We start from the raw sequence: 19734 nt of genomic DNA, 5'->3' as shown, positions 1-19734 counted from the left end.
TTACATAATGCCGCAGAGCGCGAGCAGCATGTCGATGAGCTTGATGAACACGAACGGGGCAACGATGCCGCCCAGACCCCACACGAGCAGGTTGTGGGTCAGCAGCTGTCCGGACGGGACCTCGCGGTACTTGACGCCCTTCAGCGCGGCCGGGATCAGCGCGACGATAACGAGCGCGTTGTAGATGATGGCCGAAAGAACCGCGGACAGCGGGCTTGCCAGACCGAGGATGTTGAGCGCGCCAAGGCCCGGGTAGATCGGCGAGAACAGGGCCGGGATGATGGCGAAGTACTTCGCCACGTCGTTGGCCACCGAGAAGGTCGTGAGCGAACCGCGGGTCATGAGCAGCTGCTTGCCGATGCGCACGATATCGATGAGCTTGGTGGGGCTGGAGTCGAGGTCGACCATGTTGCCGGCCTCCTTGGCGGCCTGGGTGCCCGTGTTCATGGCCACGGCGACGTCGGCCTGGGCCAGAGCGGGCGCGTCGTTGGTGCCGTCGCCGGTCATGGCGACCAGATGGCCCTCGCGCTGGAACTCGCGGATCTTCGCGAGCTTGCCCTCGGGGGTGGCCTCGGCCAGGAAGTCGTCCACGCCCGCCTCGGCGGCGATTGCCGCGGCGGTGAGCGGGTTGTCGCCTGTCACCATGATGGTCTTGATGCCCATCTTGCGCAGGTCGGCGAACTTCTCCTTAACGCCGGACTTGATGATGTCCTTGAGGTACACGACGCCCAGCACGCGGCAGTTCTTGGTCACGACCAGCGGGGTGCCGCCGGCCTTGGCGATGCGCTCGACGACCTCGTCGCACTCGGCGGAGAACACGCCGCCGGCTGCCTCCACGTAGGCGCGCACGGAGTCGGCGGCGCCCTTGCGGATCTCATTGCCCTCGTAGTTCACGCCCGACATGCGCGTCGCCGCGGTGAACGGGATGAACTCCATGCCCTTGTCCTCGAGCGTGCGTCCGCGCAGGCCGAACTGCTCCTTGGCGAGCACGACGATGGACCTGCCCTCGGGGGTCTCGTCGGCCAGCGAGGAGAGCTGCGCGGCGTCGGCGAGCTCCGCGGGATCGACGCCGTCGACCGGGATGAACTCAGACGCCTGGCGATTACCCAGGGTGATGGTGCCGGTCTTGTCGAGCATGAGGATGTCGACGTCGCCGGCGGCCTCGATGGCGCGGCCGGACATGGCCAGCACGTTGGCCTCGTTCAGACGGCTCATGCCGGCGATGCCGATGGCGGACAGCAACGCGCCGATGGTAGTGGGAGCCAGGCACACGAGCAGCGCCACGAGCGTGGTCACGGACGTGGGGTTGGCCATGTCGTTAAGGCCGGCCGAGAAGCAGGAGTAACAATAGAGGGCCAGCGTGACCAAGATAAAGACGATGGAGAGGGCCACCAGGAAGATCTCCAGGGCGATCTCGTTAGGGGTCTTCTTGCGCGCGGCGCCCTCGACCATCGCGATCATCTTGTCCAGGAAGCTCTGGCCGGGCTCGCTGGAGATCTCGACGACGATCCAGTCGGACAGCACCGTGGTGCCGCCGGTGACGGCGGAGCGGTCGCCGCCGGCCTCGCGGACCACGGGGGCGGACTCGCCGGTGATGGCGGACTCGTCGACGGAGGCGGCGCCCTCGATGACGTCGCCGTCGCCCGGGATCTGCTCGCCGGCGCGCACGACCACCAGGTCGCCGCGCGTGAGCTCGGCGCCGGGGACGACGGTGAAGCGCTCCTTGTCCTCGACGGACTCGATGCGATGGGCCTCGACGTCCTTCTTGGCCGCACGCAGGGAATCGGCCTGGGCCTTGCCGCGGCCCTCGGCGAGCGCCTCGGCGAAGTTCGAGAACAAATCGGTGAGCCACAGGATGACCGCGATGGCGACCACATAGTAGGTGGGCACGCCCGCGTCCCGCGCACCGAGGACGGAGGCGACGGCCAGGACGGAGGTCATGACGGCGGAGAGCCACACCAGGAACATGACCGGGTTTTGAATCTGGACGCGGGGATCCAGCTTGGCGAACGAGTCGCGGACCGCGCGGCCCATCATGTCTTTTTGCATAGCCATAAATCTGCGCCCTCCTTTACGCAATCATCTGGAAGAACTCGGCGACGGGGCCGAGCGCCAGGGCCGGGAAGAAGCTCAGGGCACCGATCAGCAGAACGATGAACACGAGCAGGAACACGAACATGCCGTTGGTGGTGGACAGGGTGCCGGCGCTCTCGGCGACCTTGCCCTTCCCGGCCAGCGAGCCGGCGATGGCCAGCGTGCCGGCGATGGGCATGAAGCGGGCGAACAGCATCTCGAGGCCGAGTATGACGTTGATCCAGGGAATGTTGCAGTTCATGCCCGCGAACGCCGAGCCGTTGTTGCCGCCGCACGAGGTGAAGGCGTACAGCACCTCGGAGAAGCCGTGCGCGCCGCCGTTGTTGAGCTGGTCGGCAAGGCCGGGCACCATGCAGGCGATGGCCGAGCACACCAGGATGGCGAACGGGGTCGCCAGGCACAGCACGACCGCCCAGCGCATCTCGCCCGGCTCGATCTTCTTGCCCAGGAACTCGGGCGTGCGTCCGACCATGAGGCCGGCGATGAACACCGTGAGGATGGCGAAGCCGATCATGCCGTACAGGCCGCAGCCCACGCCGCCGAAGACGACCTCGCCCAGGGCCATCTGGAGCATCTGGACGAAACCGCCCAGCGGGGTGTAGGAGTCGTGCATGGAGTTGACCGAGCCGTTGGAGGCGGCGGTGGTGTAAGCCGACCACGTGGAGGAGGCGGCGATGCCGAAGCGGCTCTCCTTGCCCTCCATGTTGCCGCCGGCCTGGCCGTCGGTCATCTCGATATCGACCGCGCCGCCATCGGCCAGCTGCGGGGTGCCCGCATGCTCGTTGACGGCGATGACGCCGGTGAAGATCACCAGCAGGACGAGCATGGCGGCGAAGATGGCCTTGCCCTGCTTGGTGTTCTTGACGCCGATGCCGAAGGTGAAGCAGCAGGCGGCCGGGATCAGCAGCAGGCCGGTCATCTCGATGATGTTGGTGAAGGCGTTGGGGTTCTCGTACGGATGGGCGGAGTTCACGCCGAAGAAGCCGCCGCCGTTGGTGCCGGACTGCTTGATGGCGACCTGGGGGGCCGCGGGGCCCTGGGGCAGGAACTGCTCGGTGACCACGCGCGCGTCCTCGACGACCTTGCCGTCGACCTTGACGGTGTCGCCCTCGATCCGGGCGCCGTCGATGACGCTCCAGCCGCCGTCGGCGTTGGGCTGGACGGCGACGGGCTCGACGAGCTCGGCCCTCTGGGCCGGCTGGAAGTTGGAGATGACGCCGCCGGCGGCCAGGCAGACGCCGAACACGAGGTTCAGCGGGATGAGCACGTACAGGACGGTGCGGGTGAGGTCGACCCAGAAGGAGCCCAGACCCTGCTCCTTGACCTGACGGAAACCGCGGATCAGAGCGAACATGACCGCGATGCCGGTACCGGCGGAGACGAAGTTCTGCACGGTGAGGCCCATGAACTGCACGAGGTAGGACAGGGTGGTCTCACCGGAGTAGGACTGCCAGTTGGTGTTGGTGACGAAGGAGGCCGCCGTGTTGAACGACAGGTCCCACGGCACGCCCGGCAGGTGCTGCGGGTTGCCCGGCAGGACGGCCTGGAGCATCTGGAGCGCGACGAGCGCCGCGAGCCCGATACCCGAGAAGGCGAGCACGCTCGCCAGATAGCGCTTCCAGCCCATCTGCTCCCCCGCGTCAATGCGGAGCAGGCGATAGACGCCTCGCTCGACCGGTGCGAGCACGGGCGACAAGACCGTGCGCTCACCGTCCATGACGCGCGCCATGAACTTCCCCAGGGGGATGGCGAGCGCGATGAGGACGGCAAAGTACAGAGCGTACTGAATGATGGCACTCATGCTTTACGAATCACTCCTCATGAGAATGTAGATGTAGTAGATGAGAAGTCCGATGCATGTGATTCCGATGATCGGAATGAGGACGTCCATGCGCCCGCTCCTTTCGAAGAAGCCTCTTTCCCTCACGCTGCGCCCGAGGGGGACGCGGCATGAGAACAGTAAACGCCCGTGCGCATTAAAGCGGTGTTAGGGTTGCGCGCCCACGCATTAAGATGACGTAAAGATGCAGGTAGACGTACATGAGAACCCGCTTTCGACGGCTATACTCGTCCCATGCGCAAGCCCGTGGGCCATATCATCCCGCGCCCGAACCGTCCCGCTCGCGCGAAGGACCCGCCGGGTCCTTCGGCTCGCGCGGAACTGCGCGCGGAACGATATGGCCCACGGGCTGGCGCGACGCACTTGATCGCAGCACTCTATAGCGAGCTGTTCCCCCGAGCGGCATGCAAGGTCCGTCGCGAGTTCCGCACGCAAAGGAGCGTCCGGCGGGCGCTCCGTCTTGCGCGGGACTGTCCGAGCAGCGGACGTTGCGGGCCCGCCGAGGGAACCCACGGAAGGGAGTCTCATGCCACGTGACACAACCGATGGCCGCGTCGATCCCGATGCGCTTCTCAAGGCCATCGAGCACGATGCCGACGGCGACGAGGAGCATGCACGGCGCGGGCATCTCAAGATCTTCTTCGGCTATGCGGCCGGCGTGGGCAAGACCTATGCCATGCTGCAGGCGGCCCACGCCGCGAAACGACGCGGCGTGGACGTGGTGGCCGGCTACATCGAGCCCCACGAGCGGCCGGCGACGGCGCGCCTCGTGCGGGGCCTCGAGCAGGTGCCGCACGAGCTCGTCGAGCACAACGGCATCACCCTCACCGAGTTCGATTTGGACGCCGCGATCGTGCGCGCGCCGCAGCTCATCCTCGTCGACGAGCTCGCCCACACGAACGCCCCGGGCTGCCGGCATGAGAAGCGCTACCAGGACGTCGAGGAGCTCCTGCGCGCAGGGATAGACGTGTACACCACCGTCAACGTCCAGCACATCGAGAGCCTGAACGACATGGTGGCCTCCATCACCGGCGTCGTCGTGCGCGAGCGCATCCCCGACCGCGTCTTCGACGACGCCGACCAGGTCGAGCTCGTGGACATCGAGCCCGCCGACCTCCTCGAGCGCCTGCAAGCGGGGCTCGTCTACCGAGAGGCCCAGGCGGAACGCGCGCAAGACCACTTCTTCACCGTCGAGAACCTCACCGCCCTGCGCGAGATCGCCCTGCGCAAGTGCGCCGACCGCATGGGGCACCTGGCAGACGCCGCGCGCGTGATGGGCAACCGCGACTATTACACGAGCGAGCGCATCCTCGTGTGCGTCTCCCCCGCTCCCACCAATCCCCGCATCGTCCGGGCAGCCGCGCGCATGGCGAAGGCGTTTCGCGGAGAGCTGGTCGCCCTTTTCGTGGAAAGCCCGCGCACGCAGGCGATGAGCGAGCAGGAACGCGGTAAGCTGTCGGGCAACATCGCGCTCGCCGAGCAGCTCGGCGCGCACATGGAGACCGTCTACGGGGACGACATCGCCTTCCAGATCGCCGAGTTCGCGCGACTCTCCGGCATCTCCAAGATCGTCATGGGGCGGACTGGCGAGCTGAAGGGTGCTCATAACGTCCTCTTCGGGCGCAAATCGCTCGTCGAGCAGCTCATCGCCATCGCGCCAAACCTCGACATCTACATCATCCCCGACCAGGCGGCACCCGATGCGCGACGGCGGGACCGTCGCGAGCACGGCGGCTTTCGCCCGCCGAGAGGGCGCGACATGGCGCGGACCCTCGGCCTCTCCCTTCTCGCCACCGCCATCGGGACGTACTTCAGGCATCTCGGCTTCGCCGACTCGAGCATCATCTCGCTCTACATCCTCACGGCCCTGCTCACCGCCGTCACCACCGAGGGGCGCGCCTGCACCCTGTTGTCGAGCGTGCTCTCCGTGGTGCTCTACAACTTCTGCTTCGTCACGCCGCTGTTCTCGCTCGACAGCTACGACCGAAGCTACCTCGTGACCTTCGCCATCATGTTCGTAACCGCCATGGTGGCGGCCGAGCTCACCGCGCGCCTCACCAACAACGCCCGCGCGAGCGCCAAGAACGCGTTCCGCACCCGCGTGCTGCTCGAGACGAACCAGCTCCTTCAGCAGGCCGAGGGTATGGAGGCCCGCGCCCGCGTGGCCATGAGCCAGCTCATCAAGCTCCTGCGGCTCGACATCGTCTTCTACCCGGCAAGCGGAGACCTGCTGGGAGACGCGCTCTACGAGCCCGCCGGGACGCAGGACCGATCTGCGAGCATTCTCACGGAGTACGAGCGCGCGGTCGCCACCTGGACCTTCACCAACAACAAGCACGCGGGCGCGAGCACCCGCACCCTGCCCGAGGCGCAGTGCCTCTATCTGGCCGTCCGCGCGGGAAAGGAGGTGTTCGGCGTCATCGGCATCGCGCTGGAGGGACGCGAGCTCGAGGCATTCGAGAACTCGATCGTGCTGTCCATCGTGGGCGAGTGCGCGCTCGCGCTCCAGAGCGACCAGGCGGCGCGCGAGCGCGAGGAGGCGGCCGTGCTCGCCAAGAACGAGCAGCTCCGCGCCAACCTGCTGCGCTCGCTCGGGCACGACCTGCGCACGCCCCTCACCGCCATCTCGGGGTCGGCCGCCGTCCTGCGCGAGAGCGGCGATCAGCTGCCGCCGGCAAAGCGCCGCGAACTCGCCGACGCCATCTACGACGACTCGCTCTGGCTCATCGACACCGTGGAGAACCTGCTCGCCATCACGCGCGTCGAGGACGGCGACCTGCATCTCAACCTCACGACGGAGCTCATGGACGAGGTCATCGCGGGCGCGGTGGCCCATGTGGCGCGCGAGGCGCACGGGCACCATCTCGTGGTGGAGCACACCGACGACATCTTGCTGGCACGGATCGACGTCCACCTCATCATGCAGGTCCTCACGAACCTCATCGTGAACGCGTTCAAGTACACGCCCGAGGGCTCCACCGTGACGGTGGGCGCGCGAAGGGACGGGGCCTTCGTCGTCGTCGAGGTCGCCGACGACGGGCCGGGCGTGGCCGACTGCGACAAACCGCACGTCTTCGACCGCTTCTTCATCGCCGATAGGAACAGGCCGGTCGATTCGCACCGCAGCTTCGGGCTGGGGCTGTCGCTCTGCCGCGCGATCGTCGAGGCGCACGGGGGTATCATCGAGGTCGGAGATAATCAGCCCCATGGGGCCGTCTTCAAGTTCACCCTTCCCGCCGAGGAGGTAGAGATACATGAGTGATGCATCGCGGCAGCGTATTTTGGTGGTAGAGGACGACCCGGCTGTCCGCAACCTCGTCACGACGGCGCTCGACCTTCACGGCTACGATGTCGAGCGGGCCGAGACCGGGGAGCTCGCCGTCATGGAGGCCGCCTCGCGCAACCCGGACCTCATCATGCTCGACCTCGGCCTGCCCGATATCGACGGCGTCGAGGTCATCTCCAAGGTCCGCGGCTGGTCGGCGGTGCCCATCATCGTCATCTCCGCGCGCACCGAGGACTCCGACAAGATCGGCGCGCTCGACGCCGGTGCGGACGACTACCTCACCAAGCCGTTCTCCGTCGAGGAGCTGCTCGCCCGCGTCCGCGCGAGCCTGCGGCGCTCGGGGATGGCGGGCGCGGGTGCGGCGGAGTCGAGCACGTTCGACAACGGGCCGCTGCACATCGACTTCGCCGCCGGATGCGCGACCTTGGCCGGCGAGGAGCTCCAGCTCACCCCCACCGAGTACAAGCTGCTCGCCCTGCTCGCCAAGAACGTGGGCAAGGTGCTCACCCACACGTTCATCACCCATGAGATCTGGGGGACGAGCTGGGACAGCGACATCGCGAGCCTGCGCGTGTTCATGCGGACGCTGCGCAAGAAGGTCGAGGCCGATCCCGCGCACCCGCAGCTCATCCAAACCCACGTGGGCGTGGGGTACCGCATGCAGCGCCTATAACGAGCAAGACGGGAGGCATGACCTCGCCTCGCGACGCTCTTCTTTCGGCGAGGAGTCCCATGAGCAACAAAGAGAAATTCGAAGGCATGAAGCGTGGGCTCGTCGAAAACAACGAGCGAAAATACGGTGCCGAGGTGCGCGATCGATGGGGCAACGCGGCCGCCGAGGACGCCAACCGCAAGATGCTCAAGCTCAGCAAGGCGCAGTTCGACCGCTTCCAATCGCTTGAAAGAGAGATCGGCAGCGCGCTTGAGGCCGCCGTGCAGGCGGCGGCGGACCCTGCAGGCGAAGAAGGCAGGCACATGTACGAGCTGCACAGGGAGTGGCTCGGCTTCACCTGGAATTTTTATACGCCCGAGGCCCACTGCGGGCTGGCAGAAATGTACGTTGCGGACGAGCGTTTCACCGCGTACTACGACGGCAACGTTGCAGGGTGCGCCGCATGGCTGCGCGATGCGATTGTGGCCCACACCAAGTAACCCAAGCGGCGAGAGAAAGACAACGCGTCTGCGCAGTCACCACACCGATCGTCGGGATAGCAGGTGCGGCGCGCTTTTCCAACACAGGCGAGATTGAACGCAGACAAACTCAGGGACAGGAACGTCATCATCCGAAACGCCGTTCGCCTCACCGCCATGGCGATCCACCGCCTCAAAATGGTGCCTGCCCCTAATTTGAGGTGAGAGAGGCAAGACGGGCCGCAATTCGCTTTGGGGCTTGCCTAGTTTAGGGGCCTTTCCCGGAGTTCCCGAAGCATGAATCTGTACATGTCCCGCCCCCGCATGTTGAACCTGAACTCGCATTCCCTCAAGTGGAGGTAGAAGTCCTCCTTGGGTACACCCTGGTATTTCACCAGCCTGCTCTTCGCGTAGCCCCAGAAGCTCTCGATGCCGTCGATGCGGCTGCCCGGGTTCCCCCGCTCGACGAACCCGTTCTCGCCGTGGCTCACCCTGTAATGGCGCTTGCAACCCCAGTCGACCAGGCCGTCGCAGGAGGCGAACCCGTCGGTGCACATGATGGGGTCCTTGGACACCTTGCCCTCGATGACCCGCATCGACGTCCCGCGGGTGGCGTCCGGCACGGTCCTCGTGTAGACCTTGCCGCCGCGCTCGGGCGGGCCGAAGGCGTTCGTCTTGCCCCGCGCTCCGCGGCCCCGGGCGCCCCTCGCGCGCCTCGCGCCGAAGTGGCTCTCGTCGGCCTCGACCTCGCCGTCGAAGGGGCTGTCGGCCTCGCGGATCTCGGCTATGCGCGCCCTCGGCATGCCGTGGCAGCGGTTGGCCGTGTCGCGGTCGAGGCCCGTCGGGGAGGCCGCGGAGAGCGCCGTCACGTCGGCGCAGAACAGCCTCGGCAGCTCCCTGAACTTGCGCTCCGAGAGGTGCGATTTTGTGATGTACTTGTTCTTCGGTGCCTTCTTGCTGCTCATGGCCTAATTCTAGGGCATTTCCGGCCCCCAAACTAGGCAAGCCCCTTTCGTTGAACATGGTCTGGCCGTGTCGAACCAGATACATATCACCGCTCATCGAAGCCCCCACTCGATGCGACATCATGTTTACGGATGTCGCATTCGCTCATATCAATGTGTCCCGATTGTATCAATCGATAAACTGACAGCGCTCGCAGGACCCCAAGGTATCCCTTTCCTTTTGCATGGGTAAGATTACATATGTACGTTATCTAACTTCTGTCGATTGGAGTGGCCATGAGAGAATTCATCGACGACGAGGGCGAACGGCACATCGATCCCTTCTGCTTTGACGAGTTCGGAATGATCGACCGCGGTGTCAAGGCGATCAGGTTCCTATACGGCGTAACCGGAGCAGTCGGGCTCATCGGCGGCGCCGCCCTGCTCATCTGGCCCGTGAAGACACTCGTGGTGCTCGCCGTCATCCTCGGAGCATACTTCATTATCGCAAGCGTCGTGCGCATCGGCGTGGCCGTGGGCACGCCCTTCATGCCTGCGGGCTGGCGCGCGCTCAATATTCTCTCCAGCCTCTTGCTGCTCTTCTGCGGCATCATCATGCTGAAAAACCAGACCGCATCCGCCGCGGCCCTCGCAACGCTCGCAGCCATCGCAATCGGATTCGGCTGGATTATCGAGGGCGTGGTAACCCTCGTCGAGACGGGCATGGTGCACAACCGCGGTCTCTCCATTCTCTCCGGCGTACTGTCGATTGTCGCGGGCATCGCCGTGTTCATGTTCCCGCTCGAATCGGTCGACCTGATGATCGTCTTCTCTGGCATCGCGCTCGCGGTGCTGGGCGGCGTGCTGCTCGCCCGTGCGTTCACCTTTGGAAAGATCTCACGCTAGCGGCGTTCGCGACGCGCCCCGTTTGCGCATCGCCCGCAATCCAACACCGATACTCGCCGCCCGGGACCCGCAAAAGGCCCGGGCGGTTTTGTCTCCCTGAACTCCCAAAAACGACCTCTTGACCTTCACGCTACGAGAAGGTTTATCCTACGAGCGAAACGGAACGGGAGGGGCATGTGAGCGCGAACAGGGGCTATGGCATCGGAGAGGTCTCCGACATCGCGGGGATCTCGACCCGAACGCTCAGATACTACGAAGAGGCGGGACTGCTCGTACCCGCGCGAACAGCCAACGGATATCGCCGCTACACCCCTGCGGATCTCGACCGCTTGCAGGAAATCCTGCTCTTGCGCCACATGGGAATGAGCGTGGCGGAGATTCCAAGCGCCTTGAGCGCAACGGAAGATGAGCGCCGGCGAACGCTCGCGCGCCACCTCGAAACACTCAGGGCCGAACGAGAGCGACTCGATGCCCTCATCCGCACCGTCGAGAACACAATCGAGCACATCGAGAAGGGAGTCCCCATGGACGATAAGGCAAAGTTCGAGGGCATGAAGCGCGACCTCGTGGAGCAAAACGAGCGCAAGCACGGTGCCGAGGTGCGTGAGCGCTGGGGCGACACCGCCGCGGACGAGGCAAACCGCAAGATGCTCAACCTGAGCGAAAACGAGTTCGAGCGCTTCCAGGAGCTGGGGCGCGCAATCAACGAATCGCTCGAAGCGGCCGTAAGCGCGAATGCCGACCCCACAGGCGACGAGGGAGAACGCATCTATCGCCTCCACCGAGAGTGGCTCGGATTCACCTGGAACTTCTACACGCCCGAAGCGCACAGGGGTCTCGCGGAGATGTACGTCGCAGATGAGCGCTTCACCACCTATTACGATGGCAACGTCGCCGGCTGCGCCGCTTGGCTGCGGGATGCGATAACCGCGCACGCGCGATAGCGGGCCGAATTCACACCGCGCGTAAGCGTCCCATCGATGTCGAAAAAATGAGACCCTTGATTTTCACTGCGGCACCACCTTTGAAGAGCTGCCCAAGCCGGGTAACGGAATCATGCGAATCTACGCCCTATGACAGCAGCGCGAGGCATGTGGGATCCAGGCGATAATGCCCGACGATGTGTCCATAGCTTTGCAGCCTGTCTTCCTCATAGCGCAACTGAAACGGCCCGGAATGATGAATGAGATACGGAACGCCGCGCTCATTGCGACGGTCGGAGACAATCCCGATGTGCCCCTCATACAGCACTATGTCCCCACCGCGCCATTCAGAAATGTTGCACGCGTCGGACGTGAGGCGCTGCGCATGGGCGTCGAAAAAGACCTTGAGATTGGGCGTGCGGCGGAAATCGATCGCCGGATCCGGAATCTCGATATCATAGGCCTCTGGACGCTGCGCAACGTCGGCCGCAACGAGCGCCTGAAGGTCGTGGCCCGCCTCCCGGCACGCGATGGCAACCACATCGGTGCAGACGCCGTGCTCGTCATCGGGATAGCCCGAAGGGTAATAGACGCTCTTGTAGTGCGGGCGGGTCTGGATGTAGGCGAGGGCAGCGGCAAGGACATCGTCGTTGTCGGCAATGCCATCGGCGTCGGCGTCCGCACCGTCAACGTCAACGCCGTTCATCCCGGAGACCCCTTCGTAGCGATCGGCGGGGCGATGCGAAGATGTGATGCAAAGGCGCCCCGTCGCGATAAGCACCGCACCGGCGGCGATTAACGTGAACGCAAGTATTGCGAGCACGACGATGGAAATGCGCGACCCGCTTCTCCTCGCACCCATTTCCATCCCTCCATCCTTCCCCGTTATGCGGCGGCGCTCAGGGTCCCTATGTGACTTTGACGCTCGCCCCTAGCCGCCGGCATCGATTTTTGTCCGGACGAATCGATATCATTATCGCAGGGAATAGATTCTGCTGCGACACGCGGAGTGACGCTATTTGCCTCGGCTTCGCTCACCTCGTCGGCCCATGGCTCACCGATGAACACATCCATGATCTCTGTGCTGTGGACCCAGCGTCCCCGGGCGAAGTCGTACGTTTGGCACACCGCGCCGCCCATGCGATGGGTTCTAATTCCGTTGTCCTCGATGTAGCACCTCACACGGATCCCACGCGGCAGATTATGATACAGGTGGAATCAGGTTTTGATCATTTGCCGCTTCATAACGTTAGGATCTTCCCCATGCCCACCCTCATCATCGACGCCGACGCATGCCCCGTCACGCGCGAGGCCCTCGCCTGCGCGCGCTCGGCACGCATCCCCGTGCTCATAGCCGGCAACTCCACACAGAACCTCGCACGGCGCATCCGCCGCGACGACCCGCGCGACGCCGAACACACCCGCGGGCGCGACGCCACGCACCCCGGCTTTTGGGCCGAGACGCTCGACGTCTCCTGCGGCGCCGACAGCGCGGACTTCGCCATCATCGAGCGCCTGGAGCCCGGCGACGTGGTGGTCACGCAGGACATCGGCCTTGCCAGCATGGTGCTCGGCCGCGGCGCCGCGGCCATCGGCGTGCGCGGGCACGTCTACAACAAGGCAACCATCGACATGCAGCTGTTCATCCGCCACGAGGAGAAAAAGGTCCGCCGCGCGGGCGGTCGTACGCAGGGACCGGCAGCCTTCACCGACGACGACCGCGAGCGCTTCCAGCGCAACCTCGCCCAGCTCCTGCGCGAGGCTCTCGAAAGCTAAATCGCGCTACAACCCCAGCGCTACAACCCCAGCGCGGCAAACACCAGACCCCAAACGCATGCAACCAAGAACAACCCGACCACGATCACGGTGTTCTCGCGCGGATGGCGGTTGGTGCGGAACAGCACCAGGTAGCCCACGCCGGCAGATGTGAGCAGGCCCGCCATGAGGGGTGCGAAGCCCAACACACCTTCCAAATACAGTTGCGTGATCACCACGCTCGCCGAGCAGTTGGGCACCAGGCCCACCAGCGCCGAGGCGAATACCGCGAGTAGCTGGTTGCCCGAAAGGAACGCGGCCAACGCGTCCTCACCCACCGTTTCCAGAACGAGCACCAGCGCGAACGTCACCAGGAAAATGAAGAGACTCACCTGCACGGTATGCGAGACGGCGCTCATCACGATTGACCCGACGATTCCGAAGCGCCCGCCGGCGTGGCTGTGGTCGTGGCCGTGGCCATGGTCACAACCCGCAACATGTTCGTCGGCGTGCTCATGGCCGCGATCATTGCCGTGCTCATGGCCGTGCTCGCCTCCATGCGTATGCGAGTGATCGTGGCCGCAGCCGCAATGATCCTGTTCGCACAAACGGCAGATGTGCTCGGCGGTCTCCCCGCCCTCGGCCATCTGGTCCACCACGTCAGCCTCCACGCCGTCGCGGTGCACGGAAAGCACGGTGCGGCACAAAAACGCATGCACGCGGACGTTCCTGCGCAGCGCACGGATAGCGAAGTCGGCAAGCACGCCCGTGATGAGCGCGACCAGCACCTTCAGCCCCAATACGCGGAGCAACAGACCCGGCTCGACACGCTCGGCAACCAACATGGGCAGCATCTCGTCGGACGTGGAGAGAAACACCGCCACGAGCGTACCGAGCGTCGCCACGCGTCCAGCGTAGAGCGTAGCCGCCATGGCCGAGAAGCCACACTGCGGAACCACGCCCAACAGCGCACCGACAACTGGGCCGGCGGCGCCCGCTCGGCGCACAACCGCGTTCGCGCGGGCACCCGCGGCATGTTCGAGCGCTTCGAGCGCGATGTAGGTCACAAACAGAAACGGCACGAGCGCGAGGGTGTCCTCGAGCGCATGCTCAAAGAAATGCAGTAGCAGATCCACGAACGACTCTCCTCAACGGGAACATCCAACGGGACCCGACGCCCCGAGGGTAGCTGTTTACATACCCCGTGCGCCACCTGGCAAACACGCGATATGCGGGTGAACCAGTATACCAATAGTTTCCTTTGGATAACTCATAACGACAGACAGCACTTCACAACTATAAAAAATCTGCCCGACCGCAGCACCGCGCAATCGGGCGACAGTTGCACTCGGTGGTTCGCCGTTCAGCCGCTAGGCACTAGTTGGTGCCGATAGACATCGTCTCGGGCAGGGTACTGCCGCCGTCGATGACGATCTGCGAGCCGGTGAGATAGCTGGACTCATCGCTGCCGAGGAATGCGAAAAGCTCACCCACCTCGATGGGGTTGGCGAGACGCTTCATAGGCACGCCCACGGCGATGTCGGCGATGGCGGACTCGGGGTCGTCGGGGTTGGACTCGAGCGCCATCTTCTCGACCATCGGGGTGCGGGCGTAGCCCAGCTGCGAGCAGTTCACACGGATATTGCGATCGGCGTACTCCACCGCCAGGCACTTGGTGAGACCCACGAGCGCGGCCTTGGTCATGGCGTAGGCCGCCTCGCCAGCGTCCGCCACGATGTCGCCCGTGACGGAGGACGCGATCACGATGTTGCCGCCGCCCTGCTTGAGCATGTAGGGAACCACGGCCTTGCAGGTGTTCCACACGCCCTTGATGTTCACGTCGATGTGGAAGTCGCGCGTGGCGTCGTCCATCTCCTCGAACGGGGCGAGACGACACACACCCGCGTTGCAGCAGGCGACGTTGATCTCGCCAAAGGCCTCGACGCCCTTCGCCGCGGCCTCGTCCATCTGGGCTCGGTCGGCCACGTTTGCCACCACGGTGATAATCTCGGAACCGTACTCCTCACGCAGCCTCGCGGCGGTCTCCTCCACCGAGGGGGACAGGTCGACCATGATGAGCTTTGCGCCGTACTTGGCATAAGCCATGGCGATTCCCTCGCCCAGGCCCGCGGCGGCGCCGGTGATCAGCGCGACTTTTCCATCCAATTTAGCCATCTGCAGTCTCCTTTTCTTCGACAGCTTGTGGGTGCCTACCCCTCGATTGTACCGCCGGCGCGCGGGCGCCGCCGAGCCCCTCCGAAGACCCGACCGCGCGGCCCCATGGGATCGGCGGGCGAGCGGCAAGGCGCCGCGGGCAACCGGGCACGCGCGGCACCGGCAGTCCGCCGGCCTAAAAGTTTCACACCCTAAACACTTCGACCCTTCGATGACCCTCTATACTCTTGAGCGGAATCTTCGACCGCCGCGCATTCCCCGCGGGCCCGCCGCGGGCGTCACGGCCCCGCGCACGGAGTGCAGCGCACCACGATAGGAGCACAGACCATATGAACGTCCAACAGGCCCTCGAATACTCGATGCAGCCCTTCATCCCCATGTTCATCTACGGCGACTACGACGCCATGGAGTCCGAGCGCCAGCGAGGCGAGGAGGCCATGAAGGCGCTGCTCGACGAGTGGCGCGCCACCGATGAGCCGGGCTTCGATTTCGACGTCGTCCTCACCATCGCCGACCAAAACCGCGAGCTTTGCGACCAGATCGGCGAGGGCCGACTGCGCAACCTGTCCAGCCCGCTGCTCGCCCGCAACCTCTCCGACGCCGACCTGTGCGCCGGCATCGCAAAGATGCAGGGCCGTACCGCCGCCGGCGTGGCGCGCGAGGTCCGCGGCGACCGCGACGCCTACTCCGTCGCCTACGTCCGCAAGCCCATCAAGGGCACCGTGCTGGGCATCGACATCGAGACCACCGGCCGCGCGCCAGAGCGCGGCTACATCATCAACGTGGGCTGGGAGCTCATGGACCTGAAGAGCGACGCGGTCCCGCGCGACCCGCGGGCCTTCTACTGCGGCATCCCCGAGATGTACCGCGAGACCGGCGTGCCGCTGGCCGACATCCACCACATCCAGTGGTCCGACCTTGAGGGCAAAACGCCCTTCCGCCAGGACGTCAAGCTGCAAAAAGAGCTGCTCAAGCTCATGAAGCGCTACCCCATCATGGCCCACAACGCCGCTTTTGAAGACAGCTGGTTCATGCTGCACCTGCCCGGCTACGCCGAGGCGCGCCGCGCGGGCAAAATCATCGTGATCGACTCGCGCCACATCTGCCGCTCCATCGACGGCGAGGTCCGCGCGCTGCCGCGCGAAAGCGCCCCCGCGAGCCTGCAGAACTGGGCGCGCCGCCGCGGTACGCTCGCCGCGGACGAGAACGAGCTGCACCTGGGCCTCGACGACACCGACCTCATGCTCCGCACCGTTCAGGCGGAGTTTAACGGCAAGAACATGTTCAAGGAGTAGGCACCGCGCCCTCCAACGCGGCTTTCATTCACCCACAACTCGGCGCGCCCATGCGCCCCCAGCACCGATTTCTGGTTCTGGGGGCTTATTCATCAAAATGTGTGGGGTTTATTCGAAAGATCCGAGTAGCCCGCCGCAGAATCAAACGTTTTCCCAGCTGGCGATTGCGCGAAACGTACGTCTACTCAACCCCTCCACGCTAAACCCCACACATTTTATTATTAGACGCCCTTATGGCTTGCCATGCCGGCAGAAACGCAGAAGCTTCGCGGATCCGGAATCGAAAACATGACAGGAATAGCCTGAGAGGGCTTTGGCGGAAAGCAATGTCACCTTACCTGTTGACATATGAGCATACGTTCATATAATAATGCTTAGTTGATATATGAGCATGTGTTCATATGAGAGGAGGAAACATGGATTCATTAGACAATAAACCCAGCATGAAGGCCCCTTCAGGCGGTGAATTGCCTCCCATGTCTCATGTCCAAGAAATGGGAGGCAGTTCAGACGACTTCGCAGCCCATGATAATCCGAGCGATTCGAAGGCTCCCGCTCAGCAAGGCTCTTTCGACGACACCGCGGACGCGCTTCCCGAAGAAGAGCTGCTCTACGACCTCGCCGACCTGTTCAAGGTGTTCTCCGACACCACGCGCATCAAGATCTTGTACGCGCTCATAGACGTCGAACGCAGCGTCAACGAGATCGCCGAAGCAACGGGCACGTCTCAGTCGGCCGTGTCGCATCAGCTGCGCATCCTTAAGCAGGCGCACTTGGTCAAATTCCGCCGCGACGGCCGCAATATCCACTATTCGCTGGCGGACGACCACGTCCTGACCATCCTGGACCAAGGCCTCACTCACATCTGCGAGTAGCCCTCCAACCTCAAATTGGGGACAGGCACCGATTTGAGGTTGGCTCCGAGGCTACATCAACCGATGGCCTACACCACCCCGCCCCCAACCCACCTCAAATTGGTGCCTGCTCCTCATTTGAAGTCCCTCATTTGAGGTCGAACCGAAAGGACAGCAATCATGCGTAAGGTTTTCAAGCTCGACGAGATCGACTGCGCCGTGTGCGCCGGCAAACTCGAGGACGCCATCAAAAAGCTCGACGGCGTGGAAGACGCCAAGATCAACTTCCTCACCCAAAAGCTCACCCTCGTTGCCGATGACGCCGACTTCGACACCGTCCTCGACGCCGTGGTCAAGCTCACCGCGAGCATCGAGCCCGACTGCGAGATCCTCGTCTAGAAACCAGTCGCGCGCGTAGGCCCGGTCCGCCCTCAAACAGGCGCGCAGGAAAGCGGCGGGTCATAACGTCCTCTGCGCAAGCCCGATTTCCCGTATGCTGGCGGCATCGCCACAGGAGTATTCCCATGAACAAGAAACAGAAAAAATGGCTCAAGCGCATCCTCATCGCACTCGCCATCTTCTTTGCCGTGATGGCGCTCGAGGAGCTCGGCGTACTCGCCGCGATCTTCGGCGAGCCGGGTGCGCTGTATGCGAGCTTCGCCCTCTACCTTATCCCCTACCTCATCGCCGGCCACGACGTCCTGCTCAAAGCCTGGCGCAACATCCGCCGCGGCGATGCGTTTGATGAGAGCTTCCTCATGACGGTCGCGACCATCGGCGCGTTCGCCATGGTCGCGTTCCCCGGGGCCGAGCCCCATATGGCAGAGGGCGCCGCCGTTATGCTCTTTTACCAGGTGGGCGAGCTGTTCCAGAGCTACGCCGTGGGCAAGAGCCGCAAATCCATCGCCGCGATGATGGACATCGCGCCCGATTACGCCAACGTCGAGCGGGACGGCGAACTCGTGCAGGTGGGCCCGGACGAGGTCGCCGTGGGCGACGAGATCGTGATCAAGCCCGGCGAGCGCGTGCCCATCGACGGCGTAATCGTCGATGGCACTTCACAGCTCGACACCGCCGCCCTCACCGGCGAGTCCGTCCCGCGCCATGTCGAGGTGGGCGCTGAGGTCATCTCGGGCTGCGTGAACATGACGGGCGTCCTGCGCGTGCGCACCACCAAGCCCTTTGGCGAGTCGACCGTCAGCCGCATCCTGGAGCTCGTTGAAAACGCGAGCGAGAAGAAGGCCCACACGGAGAACTTCATCACGCGCTTCGCCCGCGTCTACACCCCCGTCGTCACGTTGGCGGCCGTCGCGCTCGCCGTCATCCCGCCGCTCGCCGGTATGGGCGCGTGGTCCGATTGGATCTTGCGCGGCCTGACGTTTTTGGTGGTGAGCTGCCCGTGCGCCCTCGTCATCAGCGTTCCGCTGTCGTTCTTTGGGGGTATCGGCGGGGCATCCAAGATCGGCGTGCTCGTCAAGGGCTCTAACTACCTTGAGGCGCTGGCCGAGGTGGATACCGTGGTCTTTGACAAGACGGGCACCCTCACCTCGGGCACGTTCAGCGTGACGGGCATCCACCCGCAAGATGGCACGAGCGCAGAGGAGCTGCTGGCGCTCGCCGCCCACGCGGAGGCCTTTTCCGACCACCCCATCGCCGTCTCGATCAAGCAGGCGTACACCGGGCGGATCGACCAAGCGGACGTCGAGGACGCGCGCGAGGAATCCGGGCACGGCGTCGTCGCCACCGTCCAGGGGCGCACGGTCTGTGTGGGAAACGCGAAGCTCATGGCAGCGCACGGGATCACCTGCGACGCGTGCGAGCTTACCGGCACGATCTTGCATGTGGCAGCCGATGGCCGCTACTTGGGGCACATCGTCATCGCCGACACGGTGAAAGACGATGCCGCAAGCGCCATCAGGGACCTGCACGCCGCAGGTGTCGAACGCTGCGTCATGCTCACCGGTGACCGTGCCGAGGTGGCCCAGGCAGTCGCACGCGAGCTCGGCATCGACGAGGTCGAGGCGCAGCTGCTGCCCCAGGACAAGGTCGGCAAGGTCGAGGAGCTGCTCGACACCGCGCGCGGCAACCTTGCCTTTGTGGGCGACGGCATCAACGACGCGCCCGTACTCACCCGCGCCGATGTGGGCATCGCCATGGGCGCGATGGGATCGGACGCCGCCATCGAGGCCGCCGACGTGGTGCTCATGGACGACAAGCCGAGCAACATCGCCCGCGCCGTTCGCCTGGCTCGACGGACGATGGCCATCGTGTGGCAGAACATCGTGTTCGCCATCGGCGTCAAGGTGCTCATTCTCGTGCTCGCCGCATTCGGCATCGCGGGCATGTGGCTCGCGGTCTTTGGTGATGTGGGTGTGGCGGTCATCGCGATTCTGAACGCCATGCGCGCCATGGATGTGAAAAGGGTGTAACGAACGCCGGGTTGGCCCCGGGACCCCCGCGGGCTGTATATCCCTCGCTCAGCTTCGCTTCGCTCAGAAATCGCTCGGGACATACAGCCCGCGGGGGTCCCG

At 64.5% G+C, this 19734-nt stretch carries 16 protein-coding genes; 10 read left to right on the top strand and 6 right to left on the bottom strand.

Going from position 1 to position 19734, the window contains the following annotated elements:
- On the bottom strand, positions 1 to 2055 hold the full coding sequence (kdpB, locus tag LK434_RS01515; protein ID WP_227917787.1) for a potassium-transporting ATPase subunit KdpB: 2055 nt from the start codon (positions 2053 to 2055) through the stop codon (positions 1 to 3).
- Positions 2056 to 2071: 16 nt separating this feature from the next.
- Positions 2072 to 3895 carry a potassium-transporting ATPase subunit KdpA gene (gene kdpA, locus LK434_RS01510; RefSeq protein WP_006721664.1) on the bottom strand — a complete coding sequence of 608 codons (1824 nt, stop codon included), beginning with the start codon at positions 3893 to 3895 and terminating at the stop codon, positions 2072 to 2074.
- 565 nt (positions 3896 to 4460) lie between these two features.
- On the opposite strand from kdpA, the gene LK434_RS01505 reads away from it, so the two are divergent.
- From LK434_RS01505 to LK434_RS01495, 3 genes are read left to right on the top strand one after another with little or no spacing between them, the layout of a single operon-like run.
- Positions 4461 to 7196 carry a sensor histidine kinase gene (locus LK434_RS01505; protein ID WP_227917786.1) on the top strand — a complete coding sequence of 912 codons (2736 nt, stop codon included), beginning with the start codon at positions 4461 to 4463 and terminating at the stop codon, positions 7194 to 7196.
- A complete protein-coding gene (locus tag LK434_RS01500) occupies positions 7189 to 7893 on the top strand; it encodes a response regulator (RefSeq protein ID WP_227917785.1) in 705 nt (234 codons plus the stop codon). The genes LK434_RS01505 and LK434_RS01500 overlap by 8 nt, the downstream gene beginning before the upstream one ends.
- 59 nt (positions 7894 to 7952) lie before the next feature.
- A complete protein-coding gene (locus tag LK434_RS01495) occupies positions 7953 to 8372 on the top strand; it encodes a TipAS antibiotic-recognition domain-containing protein (RefSeq protein ID WP_006721991.1) in 420 nt (139 codons plus the stop codon).
- A gap of 242 nt (positions 8373 to 8614) precedes the next feature.
- On the opposite strand, the gene LK434_RS01490 is transcribed toward LK434_RS01495, so the two are convergent.
- Positions 8615 to 9316 (bottom strand): IS1595 family transposase, encoded by a 702-nt coding sequence (locus tag LK434_RS01490; RefSeq protein WP_227917784.1) that lies wholly within the window; start codon positions 9314 to 9316, stop codon positions 8615 to 8617.
- A 276-nt stretch (positions 9317 to 9592) separates the two neighbouring features.
- Here LK434_RS01490 and LK434_RS01485 point away from each other — a divergent pair, with 276 nt between their 5' ends.
- Both LK434_RS01485 and LK434_RS01480 read left to right on the top strand, forming a co-directional pair.
- Positions 9593 to 10201: an HdeD family acid-resistance protein gene (locus LK434_RS01485; protein ID WP_006721994.1), complete on the top strand. Its 609-nt coding sequence runs from the start codon at positions 9593 to 9595 to the stop codon at positions 10199 to 10201.
- 176 nt (positions 10202 to 10377) lie between these two features.
- The gene (locus tag LK434_RS01480; RefSeq protein ID WP_006721996.1) at positions 10378 to 11145 is read left to right on the top strand and encodes a MerR family transcriptional regulator; all 768 of its coding nucleotides are present in this window, start codon (positions 10378 to 10380) and stop codon (positions 11143 to 11145) included.
- Positions 11146 to 11272: 127 nt separating this feature from the next.
- Here the strand turns inward: LK434_RS01480 and LK434_RS01475 are convergent, their stop codons facing one another.
- Positions 11273 to 11986, bottom strand: a complete 714-nt coding sequence (locus LK434_RS01475) for a DUF1287 domain-containing protein (protein ID WP_040361920.1) — start codon at positions 11984 to 11986, stop codon at positions 11273 to 11275.
- Positions 11987 to 12387: 401 nt separating this feature from the next.
- Between LK434_RS01475 and LK434_RS01470 the strand changes: the two genes are divergently transcribed.
- Positions 12388 to 12900 carry a YaiI/YqxD family protein gene (locus LK434_RS01470; RefSeq protein ID WP_040361875.1) on the top strand — a complete coding sequence of 171 codons (513 nt, stop codon included), beginning with the start codon at positions 12388 to 12390 and terminating at the stop codon, positions 12898 to 12900.
- A gap of 20 nt (positions 12901 to 12920) precedes the next feature.
- On the opposite strand, the gene LK434_RS01465 is transcribed toward LK434_RS01470, so the two are convergent.
- Together LK434_RS01465 and ucpA are read right to left on the bottom strand one after the other, a co-directional pair.
- Complete coding sequence (locus LK434_RS01465) at positions 12921 to 14015, bottom strand: putative manganese transporter (protein WP_006722000.1); 1095 nt, start codon at positions 14013 to 14015, stop codon at positions 12921 to 12923.
- A gap of 241 nt (positions 14016 to 14256) precedes the next feature.
- Positions 14257 to 15054 carry an SDR family oxidoreductase UcpA gene (gene ucpA, locus LK434_RS01460; protein WP_040361876.1) on the bottom strand — a complete coding sequence of 266 codons (798 nt, stop codon included), beginning with the start codon at positions 15052 to 15054 and terminating at the stop codon, positions 14257 to 14259.
- A gap of 329 nt (positions 15055 to 15383) precedes the next feature.
- Between ucpA and LK434_RS01455 the strand changes: the two genes are divergently transcribed.
- The 4 genes from LK434_RS01455 to LK434_RS01440 all read left to right on the top strand — a co-directional run bounded on the left by LK434_RS01455 (position 15384) and on the right by LK434_RS01440 (position 19632).
- A complete protein-coding gene (locus LK434_RS01455; protein ID WP_006722002.1) occupies positions 15384 to 16349 on the top strand; it encodes a 3'-5' exonuclease in 966 nt (321 codons plus the stop codon).
- A gap of 476 nt (positions 16350 to 16825) precedes the next feature.
- Positions 16826 to 17224 (top strand): ArsR/SmtB family transcription factor, encoded by a 399-nt coding sequence (locus LK434_RS01450; protein WP_006722004.1) that lies wholly within the window; start codon positions 16826 to 16828, stop codon positions 17222 to 17224.
- Positions 17225 to 17383: 159 nt separating this feature from the next.
- Positions 17384 to 17602, top strand: a complete 219-nt coding sequence (locus tag LK434_RS01445; RefSeq protein ID WP_006722005.1) for a cation transporter — start codon at positions 17384 to 17386, stop codon at positions 17600 to 17602.
- A gap of 125 nt (positions 17603 to 17727) precedes the next feature.
- Positions 17728 to 19632 carry a heavy metal translocating P-type ATPase gene (locus LK434_RS01440; protein ID WP_006722006.1) on the top strand — a complete coding sequence of 635 codons (1905 nt, stop codon included), beginning with the start codon at positions 17728 to 17730 and terminating at the stop codon, positions 19630 to 19632.
- The last annotated feature ends 102 nt before the right edge of the window (positions 19633 to 19734 follow it).

Source organism: Collinsella stercoris DSM 13279, assembly GCF_020735465.1.
In the GTDB taxonomy this organism is placed as follows: domain Bacteria; phylum Actinomycetota; class Coriobacteriia; order Coriobacteriales; family Coriobacteriaceae; genus Collinsella; species Collinsella stercoris.
This window is presented reverse-complemented; position numbering and strand designations above follow the sequence as displayed.